Raw genomic sequence first — 24054 nt, 5'->3', positions numbered from 1 at the left:
GCTGAACACCCATCATTTGTACTTAAATAAATTAAATAACGCTACGAAAAAATTATCTAATTTTCAACGCTTGCGTTTTGGTATAAGCAGGCATAAAATGACTAACTGTAGTGTAAAGCATTTAAACGAAAAGTTCGATTTCTTGTCATAATTTTTTTGATTAAGGATTTTTCTCCTTGATCGTTCTTTGTATTAATAGTTCACTTTATTTATATTTTAGAAAGAGGGTAGTTTTTGATGAACAACGTGAAGAAAACAAAAGAAGGGTACCTCGAAACCACTTTGACAGGTAAAGATGTATTATCGATTCCAACGTTGAACAAAGGCGTTGCTTTCTCTGAAGAAGAAAGACAAGAGCTTGGACTAGAAGGATTACTTCCTCCAACTGTTCTGACTTTAGAACAGCAAGCAGAGAGAGCATACAAGCAATTTCTAGCTCAGCCAGATCGTCTTCGTCAAAACGTATACTTAAGTGATTTGCAAAACCGTAACGAAGTATTATTCTATAAGCTTCTAACGGACAAGCTTCGTGAAATGCTTCCTGTTGTTTACACACCAACTGTTGGTGAAGCGATTCAAGAATACAGCCATGAATACAGAAGACCTCATGGTGTCTACCTTTCAATCGACAACATTGACGGCATTGAGAAAGCATTTGAAAACTTACATGCAACAGCAGGCGACATCGACCTCATCGTAGCAACTGACTCTGAGAGTATTCTTGGAATTGGTGACTGGGGTGTTGGTGGTATCAACATCGCAATTGGTAAATTAGCTGTTTACACGGCTGCAGCAGGGATTGATCCAAGCCGCGTCATTCCAGTTGTATTAGATGTTGGAACTAACAATGAGAAATTATTGAATGATCCATTGTACATCGGGAACCACCACAAACGTGTACAAGGTGAAAAATACGAAGAATTCATTGATGCGTATGTAAAAGCAGCACTTAAATTCTTCCCGAAAGCATTGCTTCACTGGGAAGACCTTGGAAACAAAAATGCGCGTAACATCATGAAAAAATACAACGACAACATCTTAACTTTTAATGATGATATCCAAGGTACTGGTGCCATTACTTTAGCGGGTGTTCTTGCAGCTGTCAAGAAAACTGGTACTCAATTGAAAGATCACCGTGTGATGATTTTCGGAGCTGGATCTGCTGGAATCGGAATCGCCGATCAAATGCGTGACACAATGGTTCTTGAAGGTCTAAGTGAAGAAGAAGCAAACAATGCATTCTGGACGTTAGACTACAGAGGATTGCTAACAGATCAGTTTGAAGATGAAGTGCTTGATTTCCAAAAACCATACCTTCGTTCTTCTGATGAAGTAGAAGGCTGGGCTCGTGATGAAAAAGGACAAATCTCATTTGCTGAAGCTGTTCGCAAGGTGAAGCCAACTATTCTTATTGGTACATCAGGTCAAGGCGGCGCATTCACTGAAGAAATTATTAAAGAAATCGCAGCTCATACAGAGCGTCCAGTGATCATGCCGATGTCTAACCCAACACCACTTGCTGAAGCAGTACCGGAAGATCTATTCAAATGGACAGACGGTCGTGCGCTTGTTGCAACTGGAAGCCCATTCGAAAATGTCGAGTATAACGGAATTGAACATGAAATCGGACAATCAAACAATGCGTTCGTTTTCCCTGGACTTGGTCTTGGTTCAATCGTAACGGAATCAAAAATTATCACAAAAGGCATGTTCGTTGCTTCTGCAAATGCGATCGCTGAAATGGTTGATCATGAAAAACCAGGCGCTGGACTGCTTCCAAGCATTGATAAATTGCAAGAAGTATCAATTAAGGTAGCTGTTGAAGTAGCAAAAGCAGCAATTAAAGATGGTGTCGCAAGAAGAACACCTGACAACATCGAACAAGCTGTGAAAGATGCTATGTGGATTCCTGAATATAAAAAAATTGTAAGAGCATAATAAAATGTGTAACGCGGCATTGTTTCGGGTAATGTAAGCAATGCCGCTATAAAATAAGAAACATGTAAAGGATTCAAGGAGGAATAGTAAGATGGACTTTTTAAATATTTTGATCCTCCTAGCACCGATTTTTTTCGTTATCGCGCTGGGTTGGTTCGCAGGGAACTTCGGCAGCTATGACGCTAAATCTGCAAAAGGTGTAAGTACACTTGTTACAAAGTATGCTTTGCCAGCGCACTTTATCGCCAGCATTCTGTCAACACCAAAAGATAAATTCTATAGTCAAATTCCATTTTTCGTTGCATTGATTCTCGGAATCGTAGGCTTTTATATCATTATCCTTTTAGTTACGAAATTTGCTTTTAAATATGATTTAACAGATTCATCTGTTTTCTCATTAAACTCAGCACAACCGACCTTTGCATTTATGGGGATTCCGGTCTTGGGCAGTTTATTTGGGGCTCAAGAAGTTGCAATTCCGATTGCTATTACCGGAATAGTTGTAAATGCATTGCTTGATCCAATTGCTATTATTGTGTCAACTGTCGGTGAAAAAACAAAAGGAAAAGCCAAAGACGGCGAAAGTTTCCTAAAAATGACGACGAAAGCGATTTTACACGGCTTATCAGAGCCGCTTGCGCTTGCACCGTTAGCAAGTATCATTCTTGTTCTTTTAGGATTTAAACTTCCTGAAATCGGACATGAAATGCTAGAGGAAATTGGAAGTGTGACATCAGGGGTTGCGCTCTTTGCAGTCGGTGTCACAGTCGGTATCCGCAAGATTAAACTGAGCTTACCAGCTTTCAGTATCGCATTGCTCAAAGTAGCTGTACAACCGTTACTTATGTATTTCATCGCCATTCTTATGGGTCTTTCGGCGGATGAAATTACAAAAGCTGTATTACTTGTTGCCTTCCCAGGTTCAGCTGTTGCGGCCATGATCGCCACTCGATTTGAGAAACAGGAAGCAGAAACAGCATCCGCATTTGTGATCAGTGCGATCATGTCACTCATTACATTACCAATCATTATTGCACTTACCGTATAATATAGTAGAAAGGCTGCCTCGTTAGGCAGCCTTTCTTAGCGAAATGAATGAAACAGAGGGAAGAGTGCACGCTTTTTTTTCATTTCGGGGTGTGCCTTTTCCTTTTCTTCTTCTTTTGATGGTTTTGGTTTTGTCAATGTGGCTGTGAGGCGTTCTAATTTTGCAGTTAATTCTTCAATTTCTCTTCTGTGCTGGAGGAGCTGGTAGGAAACGCCTTCATCTGCTTTCTTAGCGAGTTTCCGTTCCATTTCTTGAAAACGCGCTTCAATATGACTGACGTGTGATTGCTCTTGAAGGAGCTGTTTCATTTGTTTTTCTAAGGCTTCTATCCGTTTTGATGAGTCAGAAGTTTCTACAGTAGGTGATAATTGCTGGGCGGTTTCTTCATGGATCGGCAGTCTAATGTCATGGAGAATCACACCTTCGTTCATTTGGTGTTGGACCTCTTTGAGCAGCTGGACAATGTCATCATGAAATTCATAATGTCCTAGTTCATTCCGGGCGACAGGGATGTTGAGCTGTTTGACCCAGCGCTGAATGGTTTTTGAAGATACACCAATTTCCTTTGCAACCTCATTTGTATTCAAACCAAATGCCCTCCCTTTTTTCAATTACAAGTACCATTCTCTTTCGTGAGCATCCGTTCCTTCACGTTAGACAAAACAAGTAACCAATCGCCAAAGATCGTGTTTTCTAGTGAAAAATTGCAGAAAATCAATTGTTTTGGAAATTTTTTTGACTGTCATACCCCGCTATACTATAATTAGACTGTTACGCACAAAACAGAGGTGAAGACCATGTTAGACCGTTTAAAATCAATTGAAGAACGCTATGAAAAGCTAAATGAATATTTAAGTGACCCTGAAGTGGTGAACGACCCTAAGAAGCTTCGTGAATATTCGAAGGAACAATCTGATATTCAAGAAACTGTTGAGGTATATAGACAATATCGTGCGGCATATGATCAGCTAAGTGATGCGAAAGCCATGCTGGAAGATAAGCTCGATGCCGATATGCGCGACATGGTCAAAGAAGAAATTTCAGAGCTCACAGAGGAAACAGAACGTTTAGAAGACGAGCTGAAAATCTTACTCATCCCGAAAGATCCGAATGACGATAAGAACGTTATTGTGGAGGTTCGTGGTGCAGCGGGCGGAGAAGAGGCTGCGCTGTTTGCAGGAAACCTGTACCGTATGTACAGCCGTTATGCTGAAATGCAAGGCTGGAAAACGGAAGTCATGGAAGCGAGTGTCACTGGAACTGGCGGTTATAAGGAGATCATCTTTATGATTAGCGGTAAAGGTGCATATTCTAAACTAAAGTTTGAAAACGGTGCACACCGCGTGCAGCGTGTTCCTGAAACTGAGTCAGGCGGCCGTATTCATACATCAACAGCGACAGTTGCTGTATTACCAGAGGCTGAGGAAGTTGAAATTGATATCCACGAAAAAGATATTCGTGTGGATACATTCGCATCAAGCGGACCAGGGGGACAAAGTGTTAATACCACAATGTCTGCTGTTCGTTTGACTCACCTTCCAACCGGTGTAGTGGTTTCCTGTCAGGATGAGAAATCACAAATCAAAAACAAAGAAAAAGCGATGAAAGTTTTGCGTGCGAGAATTTATGATAAATTCCAGCGTGAAGCACAAGCTGAATATGATCAAACCCGTAAATCTGCTGTTGGAACAGGGGATCGTTCAGAGCGTATCCGTACGTACAATTTCCCGCAAAACCGCGTGACGGACCACCGTATCGGATTGACGATTCAAAAGCTTGATCAAATTTTAGAAGGAAAACTTGACGAGGTCATTGATGCATTAATTATGGAAGACCAAGCAAGAAAACTTCAAAATGCAAAATAAAGAGCGAACGATCTTTGAAGCCCTTAAATGGGCTTCTTCTTTGTTAACGGAAGCGGGCAGAGACCAAAACGCAGCAGAGTTAATGTTGATGCATGTGCTTGGATGGAGCAGAAGTGAACTTCTTGCCCGTTTTCATGATCCACTGCCAGAGGAGCAAGATTCACAATTCAGCGAGTTCGTAGCACAGCACAAGCGTGGAGTGCCTGTGCAGCATTTAACGGGTGTTGAATTTTTTTATGGGCGTCCTTTTGAGGTAAACAAACACGTTCTGATTCCTCGTCCTGAAACGGAGGAAGTGGTGCTGGCGGCATTGAATATGATGAATCGTGTGTTTCCTGATGATCAACCGCTCAAAGCAGTTGATGTAGGAACAGGTAGCGGTGCAATTGCGATTACGTTAGCTCTTGAAAAAGAATCTCTCACTGTGACAGCGACGGATATTTCACGTGACGCACTTGAAGTCGCAAAGCGAAATCAAGAAGCGCTTGGTGCAGACGTTCATTTTGTCCAAGGGGATTTACTTGAACCGATTATGGCTCAAGGCATCAAAGTCGATGTGTTTATTTCCAATCCGCCTTATATTGCGGCAGAAGAAATGGATGGATTATCAGAGGTTGTCACAAAGCATGAACCTGTTAATGCGCTGACAGATGGGCGTGATGGCCTGTGGTTTTATGAGCGTATCGCCTGTGATCTCCACAAGGTACTTCATCAGCAAGCAGTGGTTGTCTTTGAAATAGGACATACACAAGCACAAGATGTAAAAGCGCTTCTTTTGCAGGCGTTCCCTTCAGCTGATGTTCATATCATCAAGGACATCAACGGAAAGGATCGAGCAGTTTGCGCACACATTCAAAACGGAAGTCCGGCTGAATAAAGTCGGACTATTTTATTATGTAAAGATGAAACTTATGGTAAAAGGGAAACGTATATATAGAAGAATGAACATTCTGATCATGATTTTTTACATAAATTTGTTTTGAAGGAGCGAATGGTGTGAACAGAAGGTATGCGATGGTGTTGGTCATCGTCAGTGTACTATTGATTGTGAGTGCTTGCGGTAAACCGAGCTTTAAAAAAGAAGCAGCAGCATTTGGGGAAAACTATAAAAAAGCACAATACACAGTGAATCGAACGGATGACCTATCTGACATGAAGGAGAAGTTGAAGGATTATTTAACCGAGCATGAATATCAAGAATATACACAAGACAGCATGTTTCCAAGTGTATTAGAAGCAGCAAAAGATCAAGATTGTCAAATTAAACTGAAAAAAATTACGTTTACACCTTCAGATGAAAGCGATGACAGTATTGAATTTGACTATGAAATGATCATTCAATTTATTGACCATAAAGGAAAGGTCAAAAAGGAAATCGAGAAAAAAGGCGCAATGACAGTCATCAAAACAGATTCGGGTTTAAGAATCAGCCGAGATTGGGATGGGAGATTGTACCCTTCCGATTACCAATCCTCACTAAAAAGCCGTTCATAAGTTGAACGGCTTTTTGCGTGCAGGAGAAATGTTGATTCGCTCCCCTCATAAAGAGGCTGACCTCATAATCTATTAAAAAAATCATTTTTGCTGTTTACGAGATGCGTTTCCTGGACACAATGTTTTTAGCGAAGAGAAAAAGTGGGGGGAACACATCATGTTCAAAAGTAAAATGATGATTTGTCTTTATATGTTTCTATTATTATGTGGTGCTTTTGCAAACCTTGGAAAAGAGGAGACGGCAGCTGCATCTGCCAATCAGCCTATTGTGATTCCAGATGAAGCCATTCGTTTACGCATTTTAGCCAACAGTGACCGGTCGGCAGATCAAGATGTGAAACGAAGTATTCGAGATGAGGTCAATGCCAATATAACGGAGTGGGTGAAAGACCTCACATCCATTGAAGAAGCTAGACGTGTGATTCGTTCAAAGCTTCCAGACATCAATCGTATCGCCAAAGCAAAATTAAAGGAACAACACATTGATCAATCCGTATCGGTCAGCTTTCAAAAAGCCTCATTTCCAACAAAGCTTTATGGCAACTTTGTTTATCCTGCTGGGAAATATGAAGCCATTTTGATTACGTTAGGGGAAGGAGACGGAGCCAATTGGTGGTGTGTGTTATTCCCACCTCTCTGCTTTATCGATTTTTCAAACGGAGAAGCGATCGCCTCACCAGAAGGAGATGATAAAGAGCAGGTAGCCGCAGAGCAATCAAATGAATCTGTCAATGAAGTGGTAAAAGAAGAAGAGACGGGTGAAGTGAAATTCTTTCTGTTCGAATGGGTCTCTAGTCTTTTCTCTTAAAAAAGGTCTAAATCTGTTTTTGCCTCATAGAGTTGAAGTAAGAGAACAAAAAGAGGTGAAAGCATGTATTATCAATTAAGAATAGCGACAGAAGAAGATGCCCCGGCTATTAATGCTTTTCTTGAAAAAGGCCAAGCAAAAGGCGGGGTGACGATTGCAGAGCGTACGTCATTTGTGGTCATGGAAGATGCAGACGGTGAGCTTGCAGGCTGTTTAGGTCTTGAACGACTAAATGAACAAGAAGGATTGCTAAGATCACTTGTGATATCAGATAAACTCGGCCAGGGGCATATCGTTTCTCTGTTCCAAAGTGTTCAAACGCTAGGGGAAAAACAAGGTGTGGACACCTTTTATGTTGTAGCCAATCACTCCTCTTCGCATGATTTTTTAGCGCTGATGGGCTTTACGCCTATAGAGGAAATCCCAGAAAGTGTGTGGGTATCTGCGCATGCAAAAGAGTCATTGGGAAAAGAGCAGGCGGTTGTGCTGCAAAAAACAGCGAGTTAATCACAAAACACCGGACTTATTCACATACTTATCCACTGTAAAACAAGCGTTATCCACAAATTGTGGACAACGCTTGTTTTATTTAGCATCATCTTTTATACTTTCAAAAGGATAATTGAGATATATCAACAGTTTTATCTTTTTTAAAAGGAGTTTGTATGATGTTAAATACAAAAAGGTGGTCTGTGGATTTTAAAAAGGATTTATCCACATACTATCCACAAATTGAACAAGCAGCTCTGTTGTTGCGACAGAATGAAGTGGTCGCTTTTCCGACAGAAACGGTTTATGGACTAGGGGCAAATGCAAAAGAGACAGAGGCTGTGAAGAAAATTTATGAAGCGAAAGGACGCCCAAGTGATAATCCGTTGATTGTTCACATTGCGGACGTTCAACAGCTTCATGAATTTGCGCAAATAGAAAATGAAAAAGTAACAGCGCTGATGGATGCCTTTTGGCCAGGCGCTCTCACCATTGTTCTACCTTGTAAGCCGGGCACATTATCAAAGCAGGTGACGGCAGGTTTAACGACAGTAGGCGTAAGAATGCCTGATCATCCTGTTGCGCTTGAACTCATCCGAGCAGCTGGTCTGCCAATTGCCGCGCCTAGTGCCAACCGTTCGGGAAAACCGTCGCCGACACTTGCGGATCATGTCGCGAGTGATCTTGATGGGAAAATTGCTGGCATTGTCGATGGTGGTTCAACAGGTATTGGCGTGGAGTCAACGGTTGTATCCTGTATAGACGAGATTCCAGTGATCTTAAGGCCGGGCGGTATTACAAAAGAAGCGTTAGAAGAGGTCGTAGGAACGGTCAACATGGATCCAGGGCTGACGAAAAAGGATGAGGCGCCAGTATCGCCGGGAATGAAATACACACATTATGCACCTGAAGCACAAATGTATATATTTCATGGAAGTGATGAAGACATGCAGCTGCACATTCAGAAGTACCGAGCTGAAGGGCTAAAAGTAGGTGTGCTGACGACAGAAGAAAAGAAGGAATGGTTTGCGGCAGATGTTATCTTTAGCTGTGGATGGAGAGAAAAGCCTGAAACGGTTGCGGCAAACTTATATCGTGTGCTAAGACAATTTGACGAAACGGATGTAGACTTGATCATTTCAGAAGCCTTCTCAGAGCAGGGAGTTGGTTCTGCGATCATGAACCGTCTGCAAAAAGCGGCAGGAGGGCGTACCCTCTCTTCATTCAAATAGTTCTAACCTCTCTTGGACAAACATAGGTTAAAGGAGAATGCGTGTCCAAGGGGGATTTACATGAATGAACTAGCTGGCGAATTGCTGACACTCAGTATCATGGCTTTTGCACTTGGAATGGATGCCTTTTCGGTTGGACTCGGCATGGGGATGATTCAGCTGAGACTCCGCCAGATCCTTTATATTGGACTTGTCATTGGGATATTTCATATGTTTATGCCTCTTTTTGGCATGCTGACAGGTCAGCTTTTATCTGGCTGGCTTGGGCTCCTAGCAACCTATATTGGCGGGGCGCTGCTTTTGGTGCTGGGTCTGCAAATGATCATCGCTTCTATCCGAAAAGAAGATAAGCCATTTATCGCACCTGTTGGGGCCGGTCTCGTTCTTTTTGCAACAAGTGTGAGTTTAGATAGTTTTTCCGTTGGCTTAAGCCTGGGGATTTACGGTTCTCGGGTGTTGATGACCATTTTATTGTTTGGTTTTTTTAGTATGATGCTCACATGGCTTGGATTATTACTCGGTAAACAGGTTCGGTCATGGGTAGGTTCATACAGCGGGGCGCTTGGCGGATTGATTTTACTAGCCTTTGGAATCAAATTATTATTTCCGCTCTAGCCAGTCTCCTTACATAACATGTAGAATGAAATGCTATATAATAGAAGAAAAGGAGGTCGAAAGATGAATATCTTATTTGTTTGTACGGGAAATACTTGCAGAAGTCCGATGGCTCAAGCCCTTTTTTCCTCCATTGCAGATGAAAAAGGCTTACAGGTCACTGTAAAATCAGCGGGCATCTTCGCCTCTGATGCAGGGAAGGCTTCTCCTCAAGCAGTCGAAGCATTATTTGAGAAAAGCATTCCACTCAATCACTCGTCGTCTAAACTAACAGAAGAACTTCTTCATGAAGCAGATTATGTCTTCACCATGACGATTCAGCATAAACAGTTGATTGTGGAGCAATATGCTCATGTGAAAGACAAGGTCTTCACTCTAAAAGAATTTGCGACAGGATCAGAAGGTGACGTGTCGGATCCATTTGGAGGGAGTCTCTCCATTTATCAGGAGACACGAGATGAACTAGAAACGCTATTGTATCAACTTGCTAAAAAACTTAAACAGGATCACCAATCCTCATAAATGGACAACCTGTAAAACCGTTGCGCAAACGGTTTTTCTGCTTTTGTTTGCAAATGACTAGGCAGAGGTTAAAATATAACTGTAAATAAAAAATGAATGTAAGACATGACAGATTAACTCACCCTTAGGAGGAATTGCCCGATGAAAGTAGCCATTGCATCCGATCACGGCGGAACGAATATTCGTGAAGAAATCAAACAACTAATGGATGAATTAAAGATTGAATACATTGATATGGGTTGTGAATGTGGATCAGGTTCTGTAGACTACCCTGACTATGCTTTTCCTGTAGCCAATATGGTGGCAAACGGAGAAGTCGATCGCGGCATTTTGATTTGCGGGACAGGTATCGGTATGAGCATTTCAGCAAACAAAGTGAAAGGCATCCGCTGTGCACTGGCGCATGATACATTCAGTGCAAAGGCGACGAGAGAACATAACGATACAAATGTTCTTGCGATGGGAGAACGAGTCATTGGACCAGGATTGGCAAGAGAGATTGCTCACATTTGGCTGACAACAGAATTTACTGCAGGACGTCATGCTGTGCGGATTGGTAAAATCGCTGATTACGAAGAAAAGCACCTGTAAGGAGCGCTTAACATGAACATTGGTCAAGATTGGCTTGAGATGTTAAAAGAGTTTCATCAAACAGTTGAACTGCGAGCTGGCCACATTTTAGTGATTGGCTGCAGTACGTCAGAAGTGGCTGGCGAGCACATTGGGACAGCGGGAAGTGAGCAAATTGCTGAAGCTATTTATCAAGAGCTCGATCAACTGAGACGCGAGACAGGAATTGAATTGGCCTTCCAATGCTGCGAGCATTTGAATCGTGCCCTCGTTGTGGAAGAAGAGGTGGCTTACCGGCTTAACTTAGAGATTGTAGCGGCTGTACCTGTCCGTCAGGCGGGTGGTTCTATGGCGGCTCATGCGTATCAGCAAATGGAACACCCTGTGCTGGTTGAATCCATTTCAGCACATGCAGGGATTGATATCGGTGATACATTCATCGGCATGCACTTAAAGCGGGTAGCCGTACCTGTCCGTCTCAGCCGTCATCAATTAGGACAAGCACATGTGACGTTTGCAAAAACTCGTCCAAAGCTGATTGGCGGAGAACGAGCCGTTTATACAAGATCATAGTTCGGATATATTTCTAATATAATGTTGAATGATGAAGACGCTTCACCCTTTGAATATTCGGGTTTTCATAAAAAAGAAGTCGATTTTCCAAAAAAAACTTTTACATTTTACTCAAAAACCGTGTACAATGAGATGGTGAAAACATCGAATGGAAATAGATTGGAGAGGATTTCGCTGATGAAACATTTACCTGAGCAAGACGCACAAGTATTCAAAGCAATTCAACTAGAGCGGAAACGCCAGCAGGACAAAATCGAATTAATTGCATCAGAAAACTTCGTAAGCGAAGCAGTCATGGAAGCGCAGGGCTCTGTCTTAACAAACAAATATGCAGAAGGTTACCCTGGTAAACGCTACTATGGCGGCTGTGAACATGTAGACGTTGTAGAAGATATCGCACGTGACCGCGCAAAAGAAATTTTTGGCGCTGAGTATGTGAACGTACAGCCTCACTCAGGAGCTCAAGCGAATATGGCCGTATACTTTACAATCCTTGAGCATGGCGATACAGTGCTAGGCATGAACTTATCACATGGCGGGCATTTAACACATGGAAGCCCTGTAAACTTTAGCGGCGTACAGTACAACTTTGTAGAATACGGTGTAGATAAAGAAACACAACATATCGACTACCAAGATGTACTTGAAAAAGCACGTGAGCATAAGCCGAAACTAATCGTAGCGGGTGCAAGTGCTTACCCACGTCAAATTGATTTCAAAAAGTTCCGTGAAATTGCCGATGAAGTCGGTGCTTACTTTATGGTGGACATGGCTCACATCGCGGGTCTTGTTGCAGCAGGTCTTCATCCAAATCCTGTTCCTTACGCTGATTTTGTGACAACGACAACTCACAAAACATTGCGCGGACCTCGCGGCGGAATGATTCTATGCCGTGAAGAGTTTGGTAAAAAGATCGACAAATCGATCTTCCCTGGTATTCAAGGTGGACCACTCATGCATGTGATCTCTGCAAAAGCTGTTTCTTTCGGTGAAGTATTGAACGGAGATTTCAAAACATATGCACAAAACGTGATTGATAACGCAAAACAACTAGCTGAAACACTTTTATCTGAGGATATTCAGCTTGTATCTGGTGGAACAGATAACCATCTTGTTCTCATCGACTTGCGCTCTCTTGGTATTACAGGAAAAATTGCAGAAAACGTTCTTGATGAAATTGGTATCACGGTGAATAAAAATGCAATTCCATATGATCCAGAGAAACCATTTGTTACAAGTGGTGTACGTGTAGGTACAGCAGCAGTGACAAGCCGTGGCTTCGATCAAGAAGCGATGAAAGAAGTCGGTTCCATCATTGCGCTTGCTCTAAAACATCATGAAGATGAAGCGAAATTAGAAGAGGCGAAAAAGCGTGTATCTGATCTGACAGCTCGTTTCCCTCTATATCAAGAATTAGATTATTAAGATGTAGACCCATTTGCCTATTTTTGGCATGTGGGTTTTTTTTGTAGGATTTGCGAATCATATTGAAAGATGATGTCTTTTTATGTAGAATTGTAGGAAGTGTGCAAAGTTCACCGGAAGATGACAGAAAAGGAGTTGTAGCAAGCAATGGCAAAGGTTTATGTATTTGATCACCCGCTTATTCAGCACAAACTTACATATATTCGTGACGTTCATACAGGAACAAAAGAATTTAGAGAGCTAGTGGATGAAGTCGCAACATTAATGGCATTTGAAATCACAAGAGATTTACCGCTTGAAGAGGTAGATGTAGAAACACCTGTACAAGTCGCTAAATCAAACGTGATCTCAGGTAAAAAACTCGGAGTTGTGCCGATTTTAAGAGCAGGTCTTGGAATGGTAGACGGGATTTTGAAACTCATTCCAGCTGCCAAAGTGGGACATGTCGGTTTATACCGTGATCCGAAGACATTAAAGCCTGTTGAATATTATGTGAAGCTTCCATCTGATGTGGAAGAGCGTGAATTTATCGTAGTAGACCCAATGCTTGCAACGGGCGGATCAGCAGTAGAAGCATTAAACAGCTTGAAAAAACGCGGTGCGAAAAACATCCGCTTCATGTGTCTGATTGCTGCGCCAGAAGGTGTAGAAGAAATGCAAAAACATCATCCAGATGTTGATATCTACATTGCGGCATTAGATGAGAAGTTAAACGAAAAAGGTTACATCATCCCAGGTCTTGGTGATGCTGGTGACCGTATGTATGGAACAAAATAAGAATGATTCACGAAAAGCCCACATGCAAACGTGCATGTGGGCTTTTTTGAAAAATATGACAAACGGTTGATATCGTTCTTAGAAAAATCAATGTATACTGAACATTAGCAGTTTTTTTGAATGAATGTCACAACTCTCCTAAAGTTTGATGAAATTGTGAACATTTTGTGTGCTCTCTCATTATAGAAAAGTTTTTTAACTTTCAACGGATTGACACATCATAGACGCTATTGTATGCTAAACGAGGGTATTATGGTAAGGTTTTCATAGCCTATAGCACTCTACTAATCCTCATTGTGAACCCTTTAATAATCAGGGTTTGTATCAGCGAATGAAGCAGAATCCCATAGATCTAAAGATTTCAAGTCTGATTGCACAATTAGACCGATGGGTGATTGATTTTTTTCAAACAGGACGGCTTATCATAAGCGTCTTCTACGCAGTTTTCATCACCATTTATCACCCTTTTTTACAATATTTTTCATCGGGAGTCAGATGAATGAACGATCCAAACGTCATTTTCCGCAGACAGAGTAAATATATGTTCTATTTATTGGCAATTTTTGTGTTTGGCTATGCCATGCCTGGTTTTAAACCACTGTTTCTTGGTTTCATTATCGGCACAATTTTTGCTTTCTTTAATTTATTCCTGCTTATTCGGAGAATGCATGCTTTTGATCGAGCAGTTAAAAAAGGAAAATCTATTCGTTCAATGGGAAGTACAGCCAGGTGGGCCAACGCAATTCTCGCAGTAGCGATTGCTTGGCGTTACCCTAACGAAGTTCATCTGGCAGGTGTTGTTATAGGATTAATGACAATATATCCTGTCATTATGATAGATTCCTTCATTCAACTTAAACGTTCTACTATGGAAGAGAGGTGAATACTCTTTGGGTCACAGTTCAAAAACTACAGAATTTTTAGGGTTAACGTTCAACTTATCCAATGTTCTCATGATTACGATTGCTAGTATCATCGTTCTTCTCATAGCGGTGCTGACTACTCGTGTTCTGGCTATTCGTCCGACAAAGGCGCAGAACTTCATGGAATGGATTGTTGATTTTGTTCGAAATATCATAGGTAGTTCGATGGACATGAAAACAGGAGCCCCATTTCTAGCGCTTGGCGTTACATTACTCATGTACATATTTGTTTCAAACATGCTTGGACTGCCATTCTCGATTACGGTCGATCACAACTTATGGTGGAAATCACCAACTGCTGATCCTGCAATCACAATGACACTAGCGGTTATGGTCATGGGATTGACACACTACTATGGTGTTAAAGCAAAAGGAGTCAAGGAATATACAAAAGACTACTTTAGACCAATCCCACTCTTAGTACCGCTGAAAATTATTGAAGAATTTGCAAACACATTAACACTTGGTTTGCGTCTTTATGGAAATATTTTCGCTGGAGAGATTCTTCTTGGTTTACTTGCAGGACTTGCGACTAATTTCTATTCGCAAAACCTTGCACTAGGTATCATTGGTACATTAGGTGCCATCGTGCCGATGATTGTATGGCAGGCATTCAGTTTGTTTGTCGGAACTATCCAGGCATTTATTTTCACCATGCTGACAATGGTGTATATCTCCCATAAAGTCAGCGACGAACACTAAAAAATTGAGAGTCCAAAAAGGACGTTATTTTAAAGGAGGAGCTTTTTAATGAATTTAATAGCAGCAGCAATTGCAATCGGTTTAGGAGCACTAGGAGCAGGTATTGGTAACGGTCTAATCGTATCTAAAACAGTTGAAGGAATCGCTCGTCAGCCAGAAGCTGGTAGAGAACTAAGAACTCTTATGTTCATCGGGGTAGCTTTAGTTGAGGCACTTCCAATTATCGCTGTCGTTATCGCATTCTTGGCATTCTTTGGTTAATATGTGAGAAGCGTTCTAATATGAATTTTAATGGCGAAGATCAGATTAGTTCGAAACTTCGCCATTCCTTTATGTTTTGTTTCTTAACATATTATTTAAAGAAGGGAGTTGCCGTACTAAATGTCTCAGTTACCAGTAGTTTTAGGAGCAGGTCTAAATACCGGAGATATCATATTCCAGTTGATCGCTATGCTCATCCTGCTTGCACTTTTAAAGAAATTTGCGCTTAAGCCTTTATTAGGGATTATGAAACAGCGTGAAGATTATATAGGAAATGAAATTTCAAGTGCTGAAGAAAAGCACGTTCAAGCTGAAAAGCTTCTTGAAGAACAACGTGTCTTATTGAAAGAAGCACGCGAAGAATCACATACACTCATCGAAAATGCGAAAAAGATTGGTGAGAAACAAAAAGAAGACATCATTCAAGCAGCACGTCAAGAATCAGAACGCTTGAAAGAGTCTGCTAGAACTGAAATCGTGAAAGAAAAAGAACAAGCTGTGGCTGCACTGCGCGAGCAAGTTGCATCACTATCTGTATTAATTGCTTCTAAAGTGATTGAAAAAGAACTTGATGAGCAAGCACAAGAGAAATTGATCCAAGAGTATCTTAAAGAGGCAGGCGAAAGCCGATGAGCGTGACTATTGTCTCTAAGCGTTACGCTTCTGCTCTTTTTGACATCGTTCTTGCTTCTTCGGCAGTAGACGAAACTGAAAAAGAGCTGAATGAGATCAAAAAAGTTCTCAAGGCTGACCAAGAATTAAATGACTTTCTTGTTCATCCGAAGATTACGGCAGACAAAAAGAAACATCTGATTGCAGAAGCTTTCAAAGGTGTTTCGACATATGTTTTGCACACAATGTATTTACTGATTGACCGCGGACGCACGAATATTTTTCCTGAAATGGCGTCTGAGTTTGTGAAACTTGCAAACCGTACGAAACAAATAGACGATGCGATCGTGTATTCAGTTAAACCGCTCAGCGGAGCTGAAATTCAATCTTTATCTGAAGTATTTGCCAAAAAAGCCGGAGTCACATCACTACGTGTTGAAAACGTGATTGACAAGGATCTAATAGGCGGAGTGAAAATCCGTATCGGAAACCGCATTTATGACGGCAGTGTCAGCGGAAAGCTTTCCCGCATTGAACGTCAGCTTGCAGGCGAAAATCGTTAGAAGGGGTGAAACCTTAGTGAGTATCAAAGCTGAAGAGATTAGCGCGCTGATAAAGCAGCAAATCCAAAACTATCAATCTGAAATTGAAGTAAAAGATGTCGGTACAGTCATTCAAGTAGGGGACGGTATCGCGCGTGTACATGGCCTTGACAACATTATGGCAGGAGAGCTTGTTGAGTTCTCTAACGGTGTAATGGGTATGGCTCAAAACCTTGAGGAGTCTAACGTAGGTATCGTAATCTTAGGACCTTACAAAGATATCCGTGAAGGTGACGACGTAAAACGTACAGGTCGTATCATGGAGGTTCCAGTAGGAGAAGAGTTAATCGGACGTATTGTGAACCCACTTGGTCAGCCTGTTGATGGACTAGGTCCAATTTTAACAAGCAAAACACGTCCAATCGAAAGTGAAGCACCAGGCGTTATGGATCGTAAATCGGTACATGAGCCGCTTCAAACGGGAATTAAAGCAATTGATGCCTTGATTCCAATCGGACGCGGACAGCGTGAATTGATCATTGGGGACCGTCAAACAGGTAAAACATCTGTTGCAATTGATACGATCCTGAACCAAAAAGATCAAGACATGATCTGTATCTATGTAGCGATCGGACAAAAAGAATCAACTGTTCGTGGTGTTGTTGAAACACTTCGTAAGCATGGTGCGCTTGACTACACAATCGTTGTCACAGCTTCTGCATCACAGCCAGCTCCACTTCTTTACCTTGCTCCTTATGCAGGTGTAACGATGGGTGAGGAATTCATGTATAACGGCAAGCATGTGCTTGTTGTGTATGATGACCTTTCTAAACAAGCGGCAGCTTACCGTGAGCTTTCATTATTGCTTCGTCGTCCTCCAGGCCGTGAAGCATTCCCTGGTGATGTTTTCTATCTTCACTCTCGTTTATTAGAGCGTGCAGCGAAGCTTAGTGATGAAAAGGGTGGCGGTTCTATCACAGCATTGCCTTTCGTAGAAACGCAAGCTGGTGATATCTCTGCATATATCCCAACAAACGTTATCTCAATCACAGATGGACAGATCTTCTTACAATCTGACCTCTTCTTCTCAGGCGTACGTCCAGCGGTAAACGCAGGATTGTCTGTATCTCGTGTAGGTGGTTCTGCACAAATCAAAGCGATGAAAAAGGTAGCAGGTACACTTCGTTTGGATCTTGCTTCTTATCGTGAGCTTGAAGCATTCGCTCAGTTTGGATCTGATCTAGACCAAGCGACTCAAGCCAAATTAAACCGTGGTGCTAGAACAGTTGAAGTCTTAAAACAAGACTTGAACAAACCGCTGAAAGTTGAAAAACAAGTAGCGATTCTTTATGCACTGACAAGAGGATACTTAGATGATGTAGCGATTGCTGATGTCAAACGCTTTGAAGCTGAGTTATTCATGTACATTGAAGAAAACCATAAAGACTTGTTTGACACAATCTCTCAAACAGGAAACATGCCTGCTGATGAAGAGTGGAAAGCAGCGATCGAAGGCTTTAAACGTACGTTTGCACCAAGCAACTAATTAGTAATCTTTCCGAGAGAAAAAGATTCTCTTTTTCTCTCTTTTCACGTAAATGAACACGGATTCCTGAAAAAAGGTGGTGAAATCTTTGGCCTCATTACGCGATATTAAGTCAAGGATCACGTCAACAAAAAAATCGAGTCAGATCACAAAAGCGATGCAAATGGTATCAGCTGCGAAACTGAATCGTGCTGAAAATAATGCGAAGTCCTTTGTTCCATACATGGAGAAAATCCAAGAAGTCGTTGCGGCAATCGCAACTGGAACAAGTGCTAAGCACCCAATGCTTCTTTCAAGACCTGTTAAGAAAACAGGGTATCTCGTCATTACATCTGATCGAGGACTTGCAGGACCTTTTAACAGCTCGATTTTACGTGCCGCTTACCAAGCCATTCAATCTCGTCATCAATCTGCTGATGAATATGCGGTGATTGTGATTGGTAAAATCGGACGCGACTTCTTCAAAAAGCGTGGTATTCCAGTTATTTCTGAAGTAACAGGGCTTGGAGACGAAGTAGCGTTTGCTGATATTAAAGAATTAGCAAGCAGTACAGTGCAAATGTTCTCTGATGAAGCGTTTGATGAGCTTCACATGTTCTATAACCATTTCGTCAGTGCCATTTCACAAGAAGTAACAGAGAAAAAATTATTGCCGCTAACGGACCTTTCGGCCGCAGCGACACCAAATAAACGTTCCGCATCTTATGAGTTTGAGCCTTCTGAAGAAGAAATTCTTGAAGTTCTCCTTCCTCAATATGCAGAGAGTTTGATTTTCGGTGCGCTTCTTGACAGCAAAGCAAGTGAACATGCTGCAAGGATGACAGCAATGAAGAGTGCAACAGACAACGCAAAAGAATTGATCGACAGCCTGACACTCTCTTACAACCGTGCTCGTCAAGCAGCGATTACACAAGAGATTACAGAAATTGTCGGCGGAGCAGCTGCCTTAGAATAGAAATAATTGTCAGGAGGGAATGCAATGAAAACAGGACGCATCAGTCAGATCATGGGACCAGTCGTAGACGTTCGTTTTGAAGACGGTCACTTGCCTGAGATTTATAATGCGATCAAAGTTTCGCATAAAGCGGAAAGCGAAAGTGAAGTTGATATCGACTTAACTTTAGAAGTAGCACTACATTTAGGTGATGATACAGTGAGAACCATCGCAATGGCATCAACAGACGGTGTGAAGCGCGGTATGGAAGCTGTAGACCTTGGAAAACCAATTTCAGTACCAGTTGGTAACGTAACACTTGGACGTGTATTCAACGTACTGGGAGATAACATTGACTTAGATGAGCCACTTGGTGTGGAAGCGCAAAGAGACCCAATCCACAGACAAGCGCCTTCTTTTGATCAACTTTCTACAGAAGTTGAAATTCTTGAAACAGGTATCAAAGTTGTTGACCTTCTTGCTCCTTACATCAAAGGTGGAAAGATCGGTCTATTCGGTGGAGCCGGTGTTGGTAAAACCGTTCTGATTCAAGAATTGATCAACAACATCGCACAAGAACACGGCGGTATTTCTGTATTCGCTGGTGTTGGAGAGCGTACACGTGAAGGAAATGACCTTTACTACGAAATGAAAGATTCTGGCGTTATCGAAAAAACAGCGATGGTCTTCGGCCAAATGAACGAGCCACCAGGTGCACGTATGCGTGTAGCTCTAACTGGTTTGACAATGGCAGAGCATTTCCGTGATGAACAAGGTCAAGACGTATTGTTCTTCATCGATAACATCTATCGTTTTACACAAGCAGGTTCTGAAGTATCAGCCCTTCTTGGACGTATGCCTTCAGCGGTAGGTTATCAGCCAACTCTTGCAACAGAAATGGGTCAGCTTCAAGAGCGTATCACGTCTACAAACGTAGGATCGGTTACATCGATTCAAGCGATCTATGTACCTGCGGATGACTATACAGATCCAGCTCCAGCTACAACGTTCGCTCACCTTGATGCAACGACAAACCTTGAGCGTAAGTTGACAGAGATGGGGATTTACCCAGCGGTAGATCCACTTGCTTCAACATCTCGTGCCCTTGCACCTGAGATTGTTGGCGAAGAGCATTATGCGATCGCGCGTGAAGTTCAGCAAACATTGCAACGTTATAAAGAATTGCAAGATATCATTGCCATTTTAGGTATGGATGAATTATCTGAGGACGATAAGCTTGTGGTACACAGAGCACGTCGTGTTCAATTCTTCCTATCTCAAAACTTCCACGTAGCAGAACAGTTCACTGGCCAAAAAGGTTCTTATGTGCCATTGCAAGAAACTGTTAAAGGCTTCAAGGAAATCTTATCTGGTAAATACGATCACCTTCCAGAAGATGCATTCCGCTTAGTCGGTCGCATTGAAGAAGTGGTTGAAAAAGCCAAAGAGATGGGTGTAGAGGCCTAATCTGGTCCTTAGGAGGGTAAAAGCATGAAGACCGTTCAAGTCAATATCGTTACTCCCGACGGCCCAGTGTATGAAGCGGATGTGGAAATGGTCAGTGTAAGAGCAGAAAGCGGTGAGCTTGGAATTTTAGCTGGCCACGTTCCAATGGTTGCTCCGCTAAAAATCGGTGCAGTTCGCTTAAAACATAGTGGATCAACTGAATTGGTTGCAGTAAGCGGTGGATTTGTTGAAGTTCGCCCCGAAAAAGTAACCATTCTTGCTCAGGCTGCTGAAACATCAGACAAAGTTGATGTCGATCGTGCAAAGTCAGCGAAACAGCGTGCTGAAGAGCATTTGAACCACCCGAATGAAAGTGATGTACGCAGGGCGGAACTCGCATTAAAACGGGCATTAAACCGTTTAAATGTAGCAGGGAAATAAAACAGAAAATCCTTCTTATCATTGCGATAAGAAGGATTTTTTTAAGGATTACATGAGAGACTGATACATCGACACATACGGATGAGATGCTTGCTTTTCAAGATATAAATGCTCGCAAAAATGCGTACTATGCCACGTTTTATTGTTTCGGCGCAAGCCAAGGGTATATTGATGCGAAGAGTCCATATAAGGCCGCACGACCCAATCAGCATCTGAATGATGCTTGATGACAACCTCTCCCATGTACACACTCAACATCGCTTCCAATGCATCAATAGGCATTTTCCACTCAGCAAAAAGCTGCTGACGGAAGGCATCGAAGTATAATGACTCTAACTGATAAAGGCTTTCCTCTGAGTAATCCAAAGAAATGTTATGAAAATGACACAATTGTGCTAATTCTTCTAGCTGTGTCTGTCTATAATCAAAGTAGAAAGCAATGGCTTCCCATTCATGTTCAAATGAGGGAACCAGTTCTCCGTACAAATCAACAAAGTCAGGAAAAGAATCTTTCAAATATGATCAGCTCCTTCCACCGCAGTATATCATCTCCTTCGCATCAGAATAAGAGGGGATTCACTCTAAATGTAGCTCTTTTTTCCAAATGATTCATCTTTCCGATTTTGGAGGATATAATGAAAGGGAGTTTTCCTTTACAGAAATCAATAAAAGGAGGATTCAAGTGTATGGAAGACGTAGGACAACAAGCAATTGTCAGTATTGTGATCCACCTATTTTTTATCGCCATTACATGGTGGGCATTGCTTGCGGTGAATATTGATCCACTGATTAAAAAAGGAAAAATTATTCAAGCTAGATTGCTCATGATGCTGCTCACGATTGCTATTGCATCGGCAGTCAGCAATTTCTTCCTTGATTATTTAAATTTCTCCAGACAAATCCCTTATATGTTTTAACATAAAAGGTTTGGTCACTGCCTTCTGCGGGAACGTAAAAAGAAGTGTCAAAAATATGGCCTTTGATGACTTTTCCACGTATGCATTGATCTCCTTGCGGCAACACTTGTAGCAAGGGGGAATGACAAGTGAGAAAATATTTAAAAGGTTGGCCATTATTTGCATTTATTCTTTTTTTTGTTCTGATGATTCAAGGTGTTCGGGCGGAAGAAACATCCACGCTCGCCCAAATAGCAGAAGGTATGAAAAACCAGCAAATCGAAGTAAGTGGATGGACGCTTCATGCCAAAACAAATATAGACATTTCATCCGAACAATTTTCAAAAAAAGTGAAACGTTTGAAAGACGAACTACGACAGTATGAGTGGACCGAAAAAAAAGAGAAACATGTCACCAAAGTCACAGGAATTTACAAAGATGAAAAAAATGATACATTATCGAAAATTTTACTCGTGAAGACCGACACAAAATCAAACCAAAAGTCGTATTTATTATATGAGCAAAAAGGTGCTCGCCCACTGAATACCTGGGAGCATACATATGATCAGTTCGTACGTCATGCAAAAAGCATATTACAAGAAAAATTTGTGATTTTTACTTGTCTCGATGGTCATGTAAATGGTATGATGGATGTTGTTTTGCAAAAAAAAGCTGAAATGATAGCAAATGAATTTCAAGCAAAACCAGTTGAGTATCTCGTTGAGTCTAATTTTGTGTCGCTTTCCGCTTACACAGAGAAGTGGGAACAGTTCATTATGACTTCAAATGATAAAATGAATGTTCAAATTGCCATCAGAAGTTCGGAAATGAACGAAAATCATACGATTACGGTTGGCACACCAATCGTAATGACTGAATATTAATATAGAGAATTTGGGACGCGGAGGGGAAGACCTTGGAAAAAATCATCGTCCGCGGCGGTCAAAAGTTAAACGGCACAGTTAAAGTAGAAGGCGCAAAAAATGCCGTTTTACCAGTTATCGCTGCATCTTTGTTAGCAAGTACAGAAAAAAGCGTAATTTGTGATGTACCTACGCTCTCCGATGTATATACAATCAATGAAGTGTTACGTCATTTAGGAGCAGAAGTACATTTTGAAAATAACGAAGTATCAGTAGATGCATCTCATGCACTAGAAACTGAGGCTCCGTTTGAGTACGTCCGTAAAATGAGAGCATCTGTGCTCGTCATGGGACCACTTTTAGCTAGAACAGGTCATGCAAGAGTTGCATTACCTGGTGGTTGTGCGATTGGTTCAAGACCAATTGATCAGCATTTAAAAGGCTTTGAAGCAATGGGAGCTAAAATTCAAGTAGGTAATGGTTTCATCGAGGCTGAAGTAAATGGCCGTTTAAAAGGTGCAAAAATCTATTTGGATTTCCCAAGTGTAGGGGCAACTGAAAACATCATCATGGCAGCAGCATTGGCTGAAGGAACGACGATTTTAGAAAACGTAGCAAAAGAACCTGAAATTGTTGATTTGGCAAACTACATCAATGCCATGGGCGGTAAGGTTCGCGGGGCTGGAACTGGTACAATCAAAATCGAAGGTGTAGAAACACTTCACGGTGCAAAACACAACATCATCCCTGACCGAATTGAAGCTGGTACGTTTATGGTGGCAGCAGCTATTACTGAAGGAAATGTTCTTGTAAAAGGCGCTGTGCCTGAGCACATGACTTCACTTGTGGCAAAAATGGAAGAAATGGGTATTCAGATCATTGAAGAAGAAGAAGGTTTAAGAGTCATTGGACCATCTGAGCTCAAGCCAATCGATCTAAAAACAATGCCGCATCCTGGGTTCCCAACGGATATGCAATCTCAGATGATGGCGCTATTGCTTCGTGCGAACGGAACAAGCATGATCACAGAAACTGTGTTTGAAAATCGTTTTATGCATGCTGAAGAATTCCGCCGCATGAATGGCGATATTAAAATTGAGGGTCGCTCTGTGATAATCAATGGACCTGTTCAACTTCAAGGTGCTGAAGTGGCAGCGACTGATTTAAGAGCAGGAGCAGCACTTGTACTTGCTGGATTAGTGGCAGAAGGTCATACACGTGTCACTGAATTGAAGCATATTGACCGTGGATATGTGAACTTCCACCAAAAACTAGCAGCAATCGGTGCAGACATTGAAAGAGTAAATGATGAATCAGCAGATGTGACACAAGAACAAGTTGTATCAGATCTGAACGCGTAATGATAAAAGAAATCAGTGTGTCCATTTGGGCATGCTGATTTTTTTTAGAATCATAGACTGGTTGCATTTTCAAAAGCTTATCATTAGTGTATCCAATCATTTTAAATTTTATTCATAAAGACGAACAGTAAATCAAATGATGAAGAGCACAAACATATCACCAAAAGACTT

28 protein-coding genes are annotated in these 24054 nt (G+C 41.7%); 26 read left to right on the top strand and 2 right to left on the bottom strand.

The annotated features are described in order from the left end of the window. Positions 1 to 237: 237 nt before the first annotated feature. Positions 238 to 1938, top strand: a complete 1701-nt coding sequence (gene malS, locus LCD34_RS08455) for an oxaloacetate-decarboxylating malate dehydrogenase (RefSeq protein ID WP_024718762.1) — start codon at positions 238 to 240, stop codon at positions 1936 to 1938. 91 nt (positions 1939 to 2029) lie between these two features. Continuing rightward, positions 2030 to 2986 carry an AEC family transporter gene (locus LCD34_RS08450; protein WP_007497662.1) on the top strand — a complete coding sequence of 319 codons (957 nt, stop codon included), beginning with the start codon at positions 2030 to 2032 and terminating at the stop codon, positions 2984 to 2986. A 35-nt stretch (positions 2987 to 3021) separates the two neighbouring features. Here LCD34_RS08450 and racA read toward each other — a convergent pair whose 3' ends face one another. Next, positions 3022 to 3573: a chromosome-anchoring protein RacA gene (gene racA / locus LCD34_RS08445; RefSeq protein WP_048001108.1), complete on the bottom strand. Its 552-nt coding sequence runs from the start codon at positions 3571 to 3573 to the stop codon at positions 3022 to 3024. A 210-nt stretch (positions 3574 to 3783) separates the two neighbouring features. On the opposite strand from racA, the gene prfA reads away from it, so the two are divergent. The 21 genes from prfA to LCD34_RS08340 all read left to right on the top strand — a co-directional run bounded on the left by prfA (position 3784) and on the right by LCD34_RS08340 (position 20763). After that, on the top strand, positions 3784 to 4851 hold the full coding sequence (gene prfA, locus LCD34_RS08440; RefSeq protein WP_008343422.1) for a peptide chain release factor 1: 1068 nt from the start codon (positions 3784 to 3786) through the stop codon (positions 4849 to 4851). After that, positions 4841 to 5728 carry a peptide chain release factor N(5)-glutamine methyltransferase gene (gene prmC, locus LCD34_RS08435; protein ID WP_224558786.1) on the top strand — a complete coding sequence of 296 codons (888 nt, stop codon included), beginning with the start codon at positions 4841 to 4843 and terminating at the stop codon, positions 5726 to 5728. The genes prfA and prmC overlap by 11 nt, the downstream gene beginning before the upstream one ends. 137 nt (positions 5729 to 5865) lie before the next feature. Beyond that, positions 5866 to 6345: a hypothetical protein gene (locus LCD34_RS08430; RefSeq protein ID WP_263490767.1), complete on the top strand. Its 480-nt coding sequence runs from the start codon at positions 5866 to 5868 to the stop codon at positions 6343 to 6345. A 157-nt stretch (positions 6346 to 6502) separates the two neighbouring features. Continuing rightward, complete coding sequence (gene spoIIR / locus LCD34_RS08425) at positions 6503 to 7153, top strand: stage II sporulation protein R (RefSeq protein WP_224558784.1); 651 nt, start codon at positions 6503 to 6505, stop codon at positions 7151 to 7153. 63 nt (positions 7154 to 7216) lie between these two features. Beyond that, entirely contained in the window at positions 7217 to 7660 is a 444-nt protein-coding gene (locus LCD34_RS08420; protein ID WP_007497650.1) for a GNAT family N-acetyltransferase, read from the top strand. A 161-nt stretch (positions 7661 to 7821) separates the two neighbouring features. After that, positions 7822 to 8874 (top strand): L-threonylcarbamoyladenylate synthase, encoded by a 1053-nt coding sequence (locus LCD34_RS08415; protein ID WP_144609999.1) that lies wholly within the window; start codon positions 7822 to 7824, stop codon positions 8872 to 8874. 60 nt (positions 8875 to 8934) lie between these two features. Next, a complete protein-coding gene (locus LCD34_RS08410) occupies positions 8935 to 9489 on the top strand; it encodes a manganese efflux pump MntP family protein (protein WP_076821259.1) in 555 nt (184 codons plus the stop codon). 63 nt (positions 9490 to 9552) lie between these two features. Next, positions 9553 to 10011, top strand: coding sequence for a low molecular weight protein arginine phosphatase (locus LCD34_RS08405; RefSeq protein ID WP_046526722.1), 459 nt, complete (start codon positions 9553 to 9555; stop codon positions 10009 to 10011). A gap of 141 nt (positions 10012 to 10152) precedes the next feature. Continuing rightward, complete coding sequence (gene rpiB / locus LCD34_RS08400) at positions 10153 to 10602, top strand: ribose 5-phosphate isomerase B (RefSeq protein ID WP_003214714.1); 450 nt, start codon at positions 10153 to 10155, stop codon at positions 10600 to 10602. A 12-nt stretch (positions 10603 to 10614) separates the two neighbouring features. Continuing rightward, positions 10615 to 11154 carry a TIGR01440 family protein gene (locus LCD34_RS08395; protein ID WP_041091410.1) on the top strand — a complete coding sequence of 180 codons (540 nt, stop codon included), beginning with the start codon at positions 10615 to 10617 and terminating at the stop codon, positions 11152 to 11154. Between the two features lie 177 nt (positions 11155 to 11331). Next, positions 11332 to 12579: a serine hydroxymethyltransferase gene (gene glyA, locus LCD34_RS08390; RefSeq protein WP_024718755.1), complete on the top strand. Its 1248-nt coding sequence runs from the start codon at positions 11332 to 11334 to the stop codon at positions 12577 to 12579. A gap of 147 nt (positions 12580 to 12726) precedes the next feature. Beyond that, the gene (upp, locus tag LCD34_RS08385; RefSeq protein WP_003214553.1) at positions 12727 to 13356 is read left to right on the top strand and encodes a uracil phosphoribosyltransferase; all 630 of its coding nucleotides are present in this window, start codon (positions 12727 to 12729) and stop codon (positions 13354 to 13356) included. Positions 13357 to 13855: 499 nt separating this feature from the next. Continuing rightward, complete coding sequence (locus tag LCD34_RS08380) at positions 13856 to 14239, top strand: ATP synthase subunit I (protein WP_007497639.1); 384 nt, start codon at positions 13856 to 13858, stop codon at positions 14237 to 14239. A gap of 7 nt (positions 14240 to 14246) precedes the next feature. Beyond that, the gene (gene atpB, locus LCD34_RS08375) at positions 14247 to 14981 is read left to right on the top strand and encodes a F0F1 ATP synthase subunit A (RefSeq protein WP_007497637.1); all 735 of its coding nucleotides are present in this window, start codon (positions 14247 to 14249) and stop codon (positions 14979 to 14981) included. A 48-nt stretch (positions 14982 to 15029) separates the two neighbouring features. Beyond that, positions 15030 to 15242 (top strand): F0F1 ATP synthase subunit C, encoded by a 213-nt coding sequence (atpE, locus tag LCD34_RS08370; RefSeq protein ID WP_003214968.1) that lies wholly within the window; start codon positions 15030 to 15032, stop codon positions 15240 to 15242. 120 nt (positions 15243 to 15362) lie between these two features. Next, the gene (atpF, locus tag LCD34_RS08365; RefSeq protein ID WP_007497634.1) at positions 15363 to 15875 is read left to right on the top strand and encodes a F0F1 ATP synthase subunit B; all 513 of its coding nucleotides are present in this window, start codon (positions 15363 to 15365) and stop codon (positions 15873 to 15875) included. After that, a complete protein-coding gene (locus LCD34_RS08360) occupies positions 15872 to 16417 on the top strand; it encodes a F0F1 ATP synthase subunit delta (protein ID WP_007497632.1) in 546 nt (181 codons plus the stop codon). Before atpF ends, LCD34_RS08360 begins: the two co-directional genes overlap by 4 nt. Before the next feature lie 16 nt (positions 16418 to 16433). Beyond that, complete coding sequence (gene atpA / locus LCD34_RS08355) at positions 16434 to 17942, top strand: F0F1 ATP synthase subunit alpha (protein ID WP_008343398.1); 1509 nt, start codon at positions 16434 to 16436, stop codon at positions 17940 to 17942. An 88-nt stretch (positions 17943 to 18030) separates the two neighbouring features. Further along, a complete protein-coding gene (locus LCD34_RS08350; protein WP_224558783.1) occupies positions 18031 to 18897 on the top strand; it encodes a F0F1 ATP synthase subunit gamma in 867 nt (288 codons plus the stop codon). Positions 18898 to 18921: 24 nt separating this feature from the next. Next, the gene (gene atpD / locus LCD34_RS08345; RefSeq protein ID WP_008343395.1) at positions 18922 to 20343 is read left to right on the top strand and encodes a F0F1 ATP synthase subunit beta; all 1422 of its coding nucleotides are present in this window, start codon (positions 18922 to 18924) and stop codon (positions 20341 to 20343) included. A gap of 24 nt (positions 20344 to 20367) precedes the next feature. Then, positions 20368 to 20763, top strand: a complete 396-nt coding sequence (locus tag LCD34_RS08340; RefSeq protein WP_008343393.1) for a F0F1 ATP synthase subunit epsilon — start codon at positions 20368 to 20370, stop codon at positions 20761 to 20763. A gap of 48 nt (positions 20764 to 20811) precedes the next feature. On the opposite strand, the gene LCD34_RS08335 is transcribed toward LCD34_RS08340, so the two are convergent. Continuing rightward, positions 20812 to 21279 carry a hypothetical protein gene (locus LCD34_RS08335; protein ID WP_008343391.1) on the bottom strand — a complete coding sequence of 156 codons (468 nt, stop codon included), beginning with the start codon at positions 21277 to 21279 and terminating at the stop codon, positions 20812 to 20814. Positions 21280 to 21449: 170 nt separating this feature from the next. On the opposite strand from LCD34_RS08335, the gene LCD34_RS08330 reads away from it, so the two are divergent. The 3 genes from LCD34_RS08330 (at position 21450) to murA (ending at position 23883) form a co-directional block, all read left to right on the top strand. After that, a complete protein-coding gene (locus LCD34_RS08330; protein WP_008343389.1) occupies positions 21450 to 21680 on the top strand; it encodes a DUF1146 family protein in 231 nt (76 codons plus the stop codon). Between the two features lie 128 nt (positions 21681 to 21808). Then, complete coding sequence (locus LCD34_RS08325; RefSeq protein WP_224558782.1) at positions 21809 to 22543, top strand: YwmB family TATA-box binding protein; 735 nt, start codon at positions 21809 to 21811, stop codon at positions 22541 to 22543. Between the two features lie 32 nt (positions 22544 to 22575). Then, positions 22576 to 23883, top strand: a complete 1308-nt coding sequence (murA, locus tag LCD34_RS08320) for a UDP-N-acetylglucosamine 1-carboxyvinyltransferase (RefSeq protein WP_007497616.1) — start codon at positions 22576 to 22578, stop codon at positions 23881 to 23883. Positions 23884 to 24054: the final 171 nt, after the last annotated feature.

It is taken from the genome of Bacillus sp. RAR_M1_44 (assembly GCF_020165935.1).
Taxonomy (GTDB): Bacteria; Bacillota; Bacilli; order Bacillales; family Bacillaceae; genus Bacillus; species Bacillus altitudinis.
The sequence above is the reverse complement of the archived record's forward strand: the minus strand, read 5'-3'. Positions and strand labels throughout refer to the sequence as shown.

Coding starts and splice junctions, on each gene's coding strand:
- malS (WP_024718762.1), top strand. CDS start 238: ATGAACAACGTGAAGAAAACAAAAGAAGGGTACCTCGAAACCACTTTG.
- LCD34_RS08450 (WP_007497662.1), top strand. CDS start 2,030: ATGGACTTTTTAAATATTTTGATCCTCCTAGCACCGATTTTTTTCGTT.
- prfA (WP_008343422.1), top strand. CDS start 3,784: ATGTTAGACCGTTTAAAATCAATTGAAGAACGCTATGAAAAGCTAAAT.
- prmC (WP_224558786.1), top strand. CDS start 4,841: ATGCAAAATAAAGAGCGAACGATCTTTGAAGCCCTTAAATGGGCTTCT.
- LCD34_RS08430 (WP_263490767.1), top strand. CDS start 5,866: ATGGTGTTGGTCATCGTCAGTGTACTATTGATTGTGAGTGCTTGCGGT.
- spoIIR (WP_224558784.1), top strand. CDS start 6,503: ATGTTCAAAAGTAAAATGATGATTTGTCTTTATATGTTTCTATTATTA.
- LCD34_RS08420 (WP_007497650.1), top strand. CDS start 7,217: ATGTATTATCAATTAAGAATAGCGACAGAAGAAGATGCCCCGGCTATT.
- LCD34_RS08415 (WP_144609999.1), top strand. CDS start 7,822: ATGTTAAATACAAAAAGGTGGTCTGTGGATTTTAAAAAGGATTTATCC.
- LCD34_RS08410 (WP_076821259.1), top strand. CDS start 8,935: ATGAATGAACTAGCTGGCGAATTGCTGACACTCAGTATCATGGCTTTT.
- LCD34_RS08405 (WP_046526722.1), top strand. CDS start 9,553: ATGAATATCTTATTTGTTTGTACGGGAAATACTTGCAGAAGTCCGATG.
- rpiB (WP_003214714.1), top strand. CDS start 10,153: ATGAAAGTAGCCATTGCATCCGATCACGGCGGAACGAATATTCGTGAA.
- LCD34_RS08395 (WP_041091410.1), top strand. CDS start 10,615: ATGAACATTGGTCAAGATTGGCTTGAGATGTTAAAAGAGTTTCATCAA.
- glyA (WP_024718755.1), top strand. CDS start 11,332: ATGAAACATTTACCTGAGCAAGACGCACAAGTATTCAAAGCAATTCAA.
- upp (WP_003214553.1), top strand. CDS start 12,727: ATGGCAAAGGTTTATGTATTTGATCACCCGCTTATTCAGCACAAACTT.
- LCD34_RS08380 (WP_007497639.1), top strand. CDS start 13,856: ATGAACGATCCAAACGTCATTTTCCGCAGACAGAGTAAATATATGTTC.
- atpE (WP_003214968.1), top strand. CDS start 15,030: ATGAATTTAATAGCAGCAGCAATTGCAATCGGTTTAGGAGCACTAGGA.
- atpF (WP_007497634.1), top strand. CDS start 15,363: ATGTCTCAGTTACCAGTAGTTTTAGGAGCAGGTCTAAATACCGGAGAT.
- LCD34_RS08360 (WP_007497632.1), top strand. CDS start 15,872: ATGAGCGTGACTATTGTCTCTAAGCGTTACGCTTCTGCTCTTTTTGAC.
- atpD (WP_008343395.1), top strand. CDS start 18,922: ATGAAAACAGGACGCATCAGTCAGATCATGGGACCAGTCGTAGACGTT.
- LCD34_RS08340 (WP_008343393.1), top strand. CDS start 20,368: ATGAAGACCGTTCAAGTCAATATCGTTACTCCCGACGGCCCAGTGTAT.
- LCD34_RS08330 (WP_008343389.1), top strand. CDS start 21,450: ATGGAAGACGTAGGACAACAAGCAATTGTCAGTATTGTGATCCACCTA.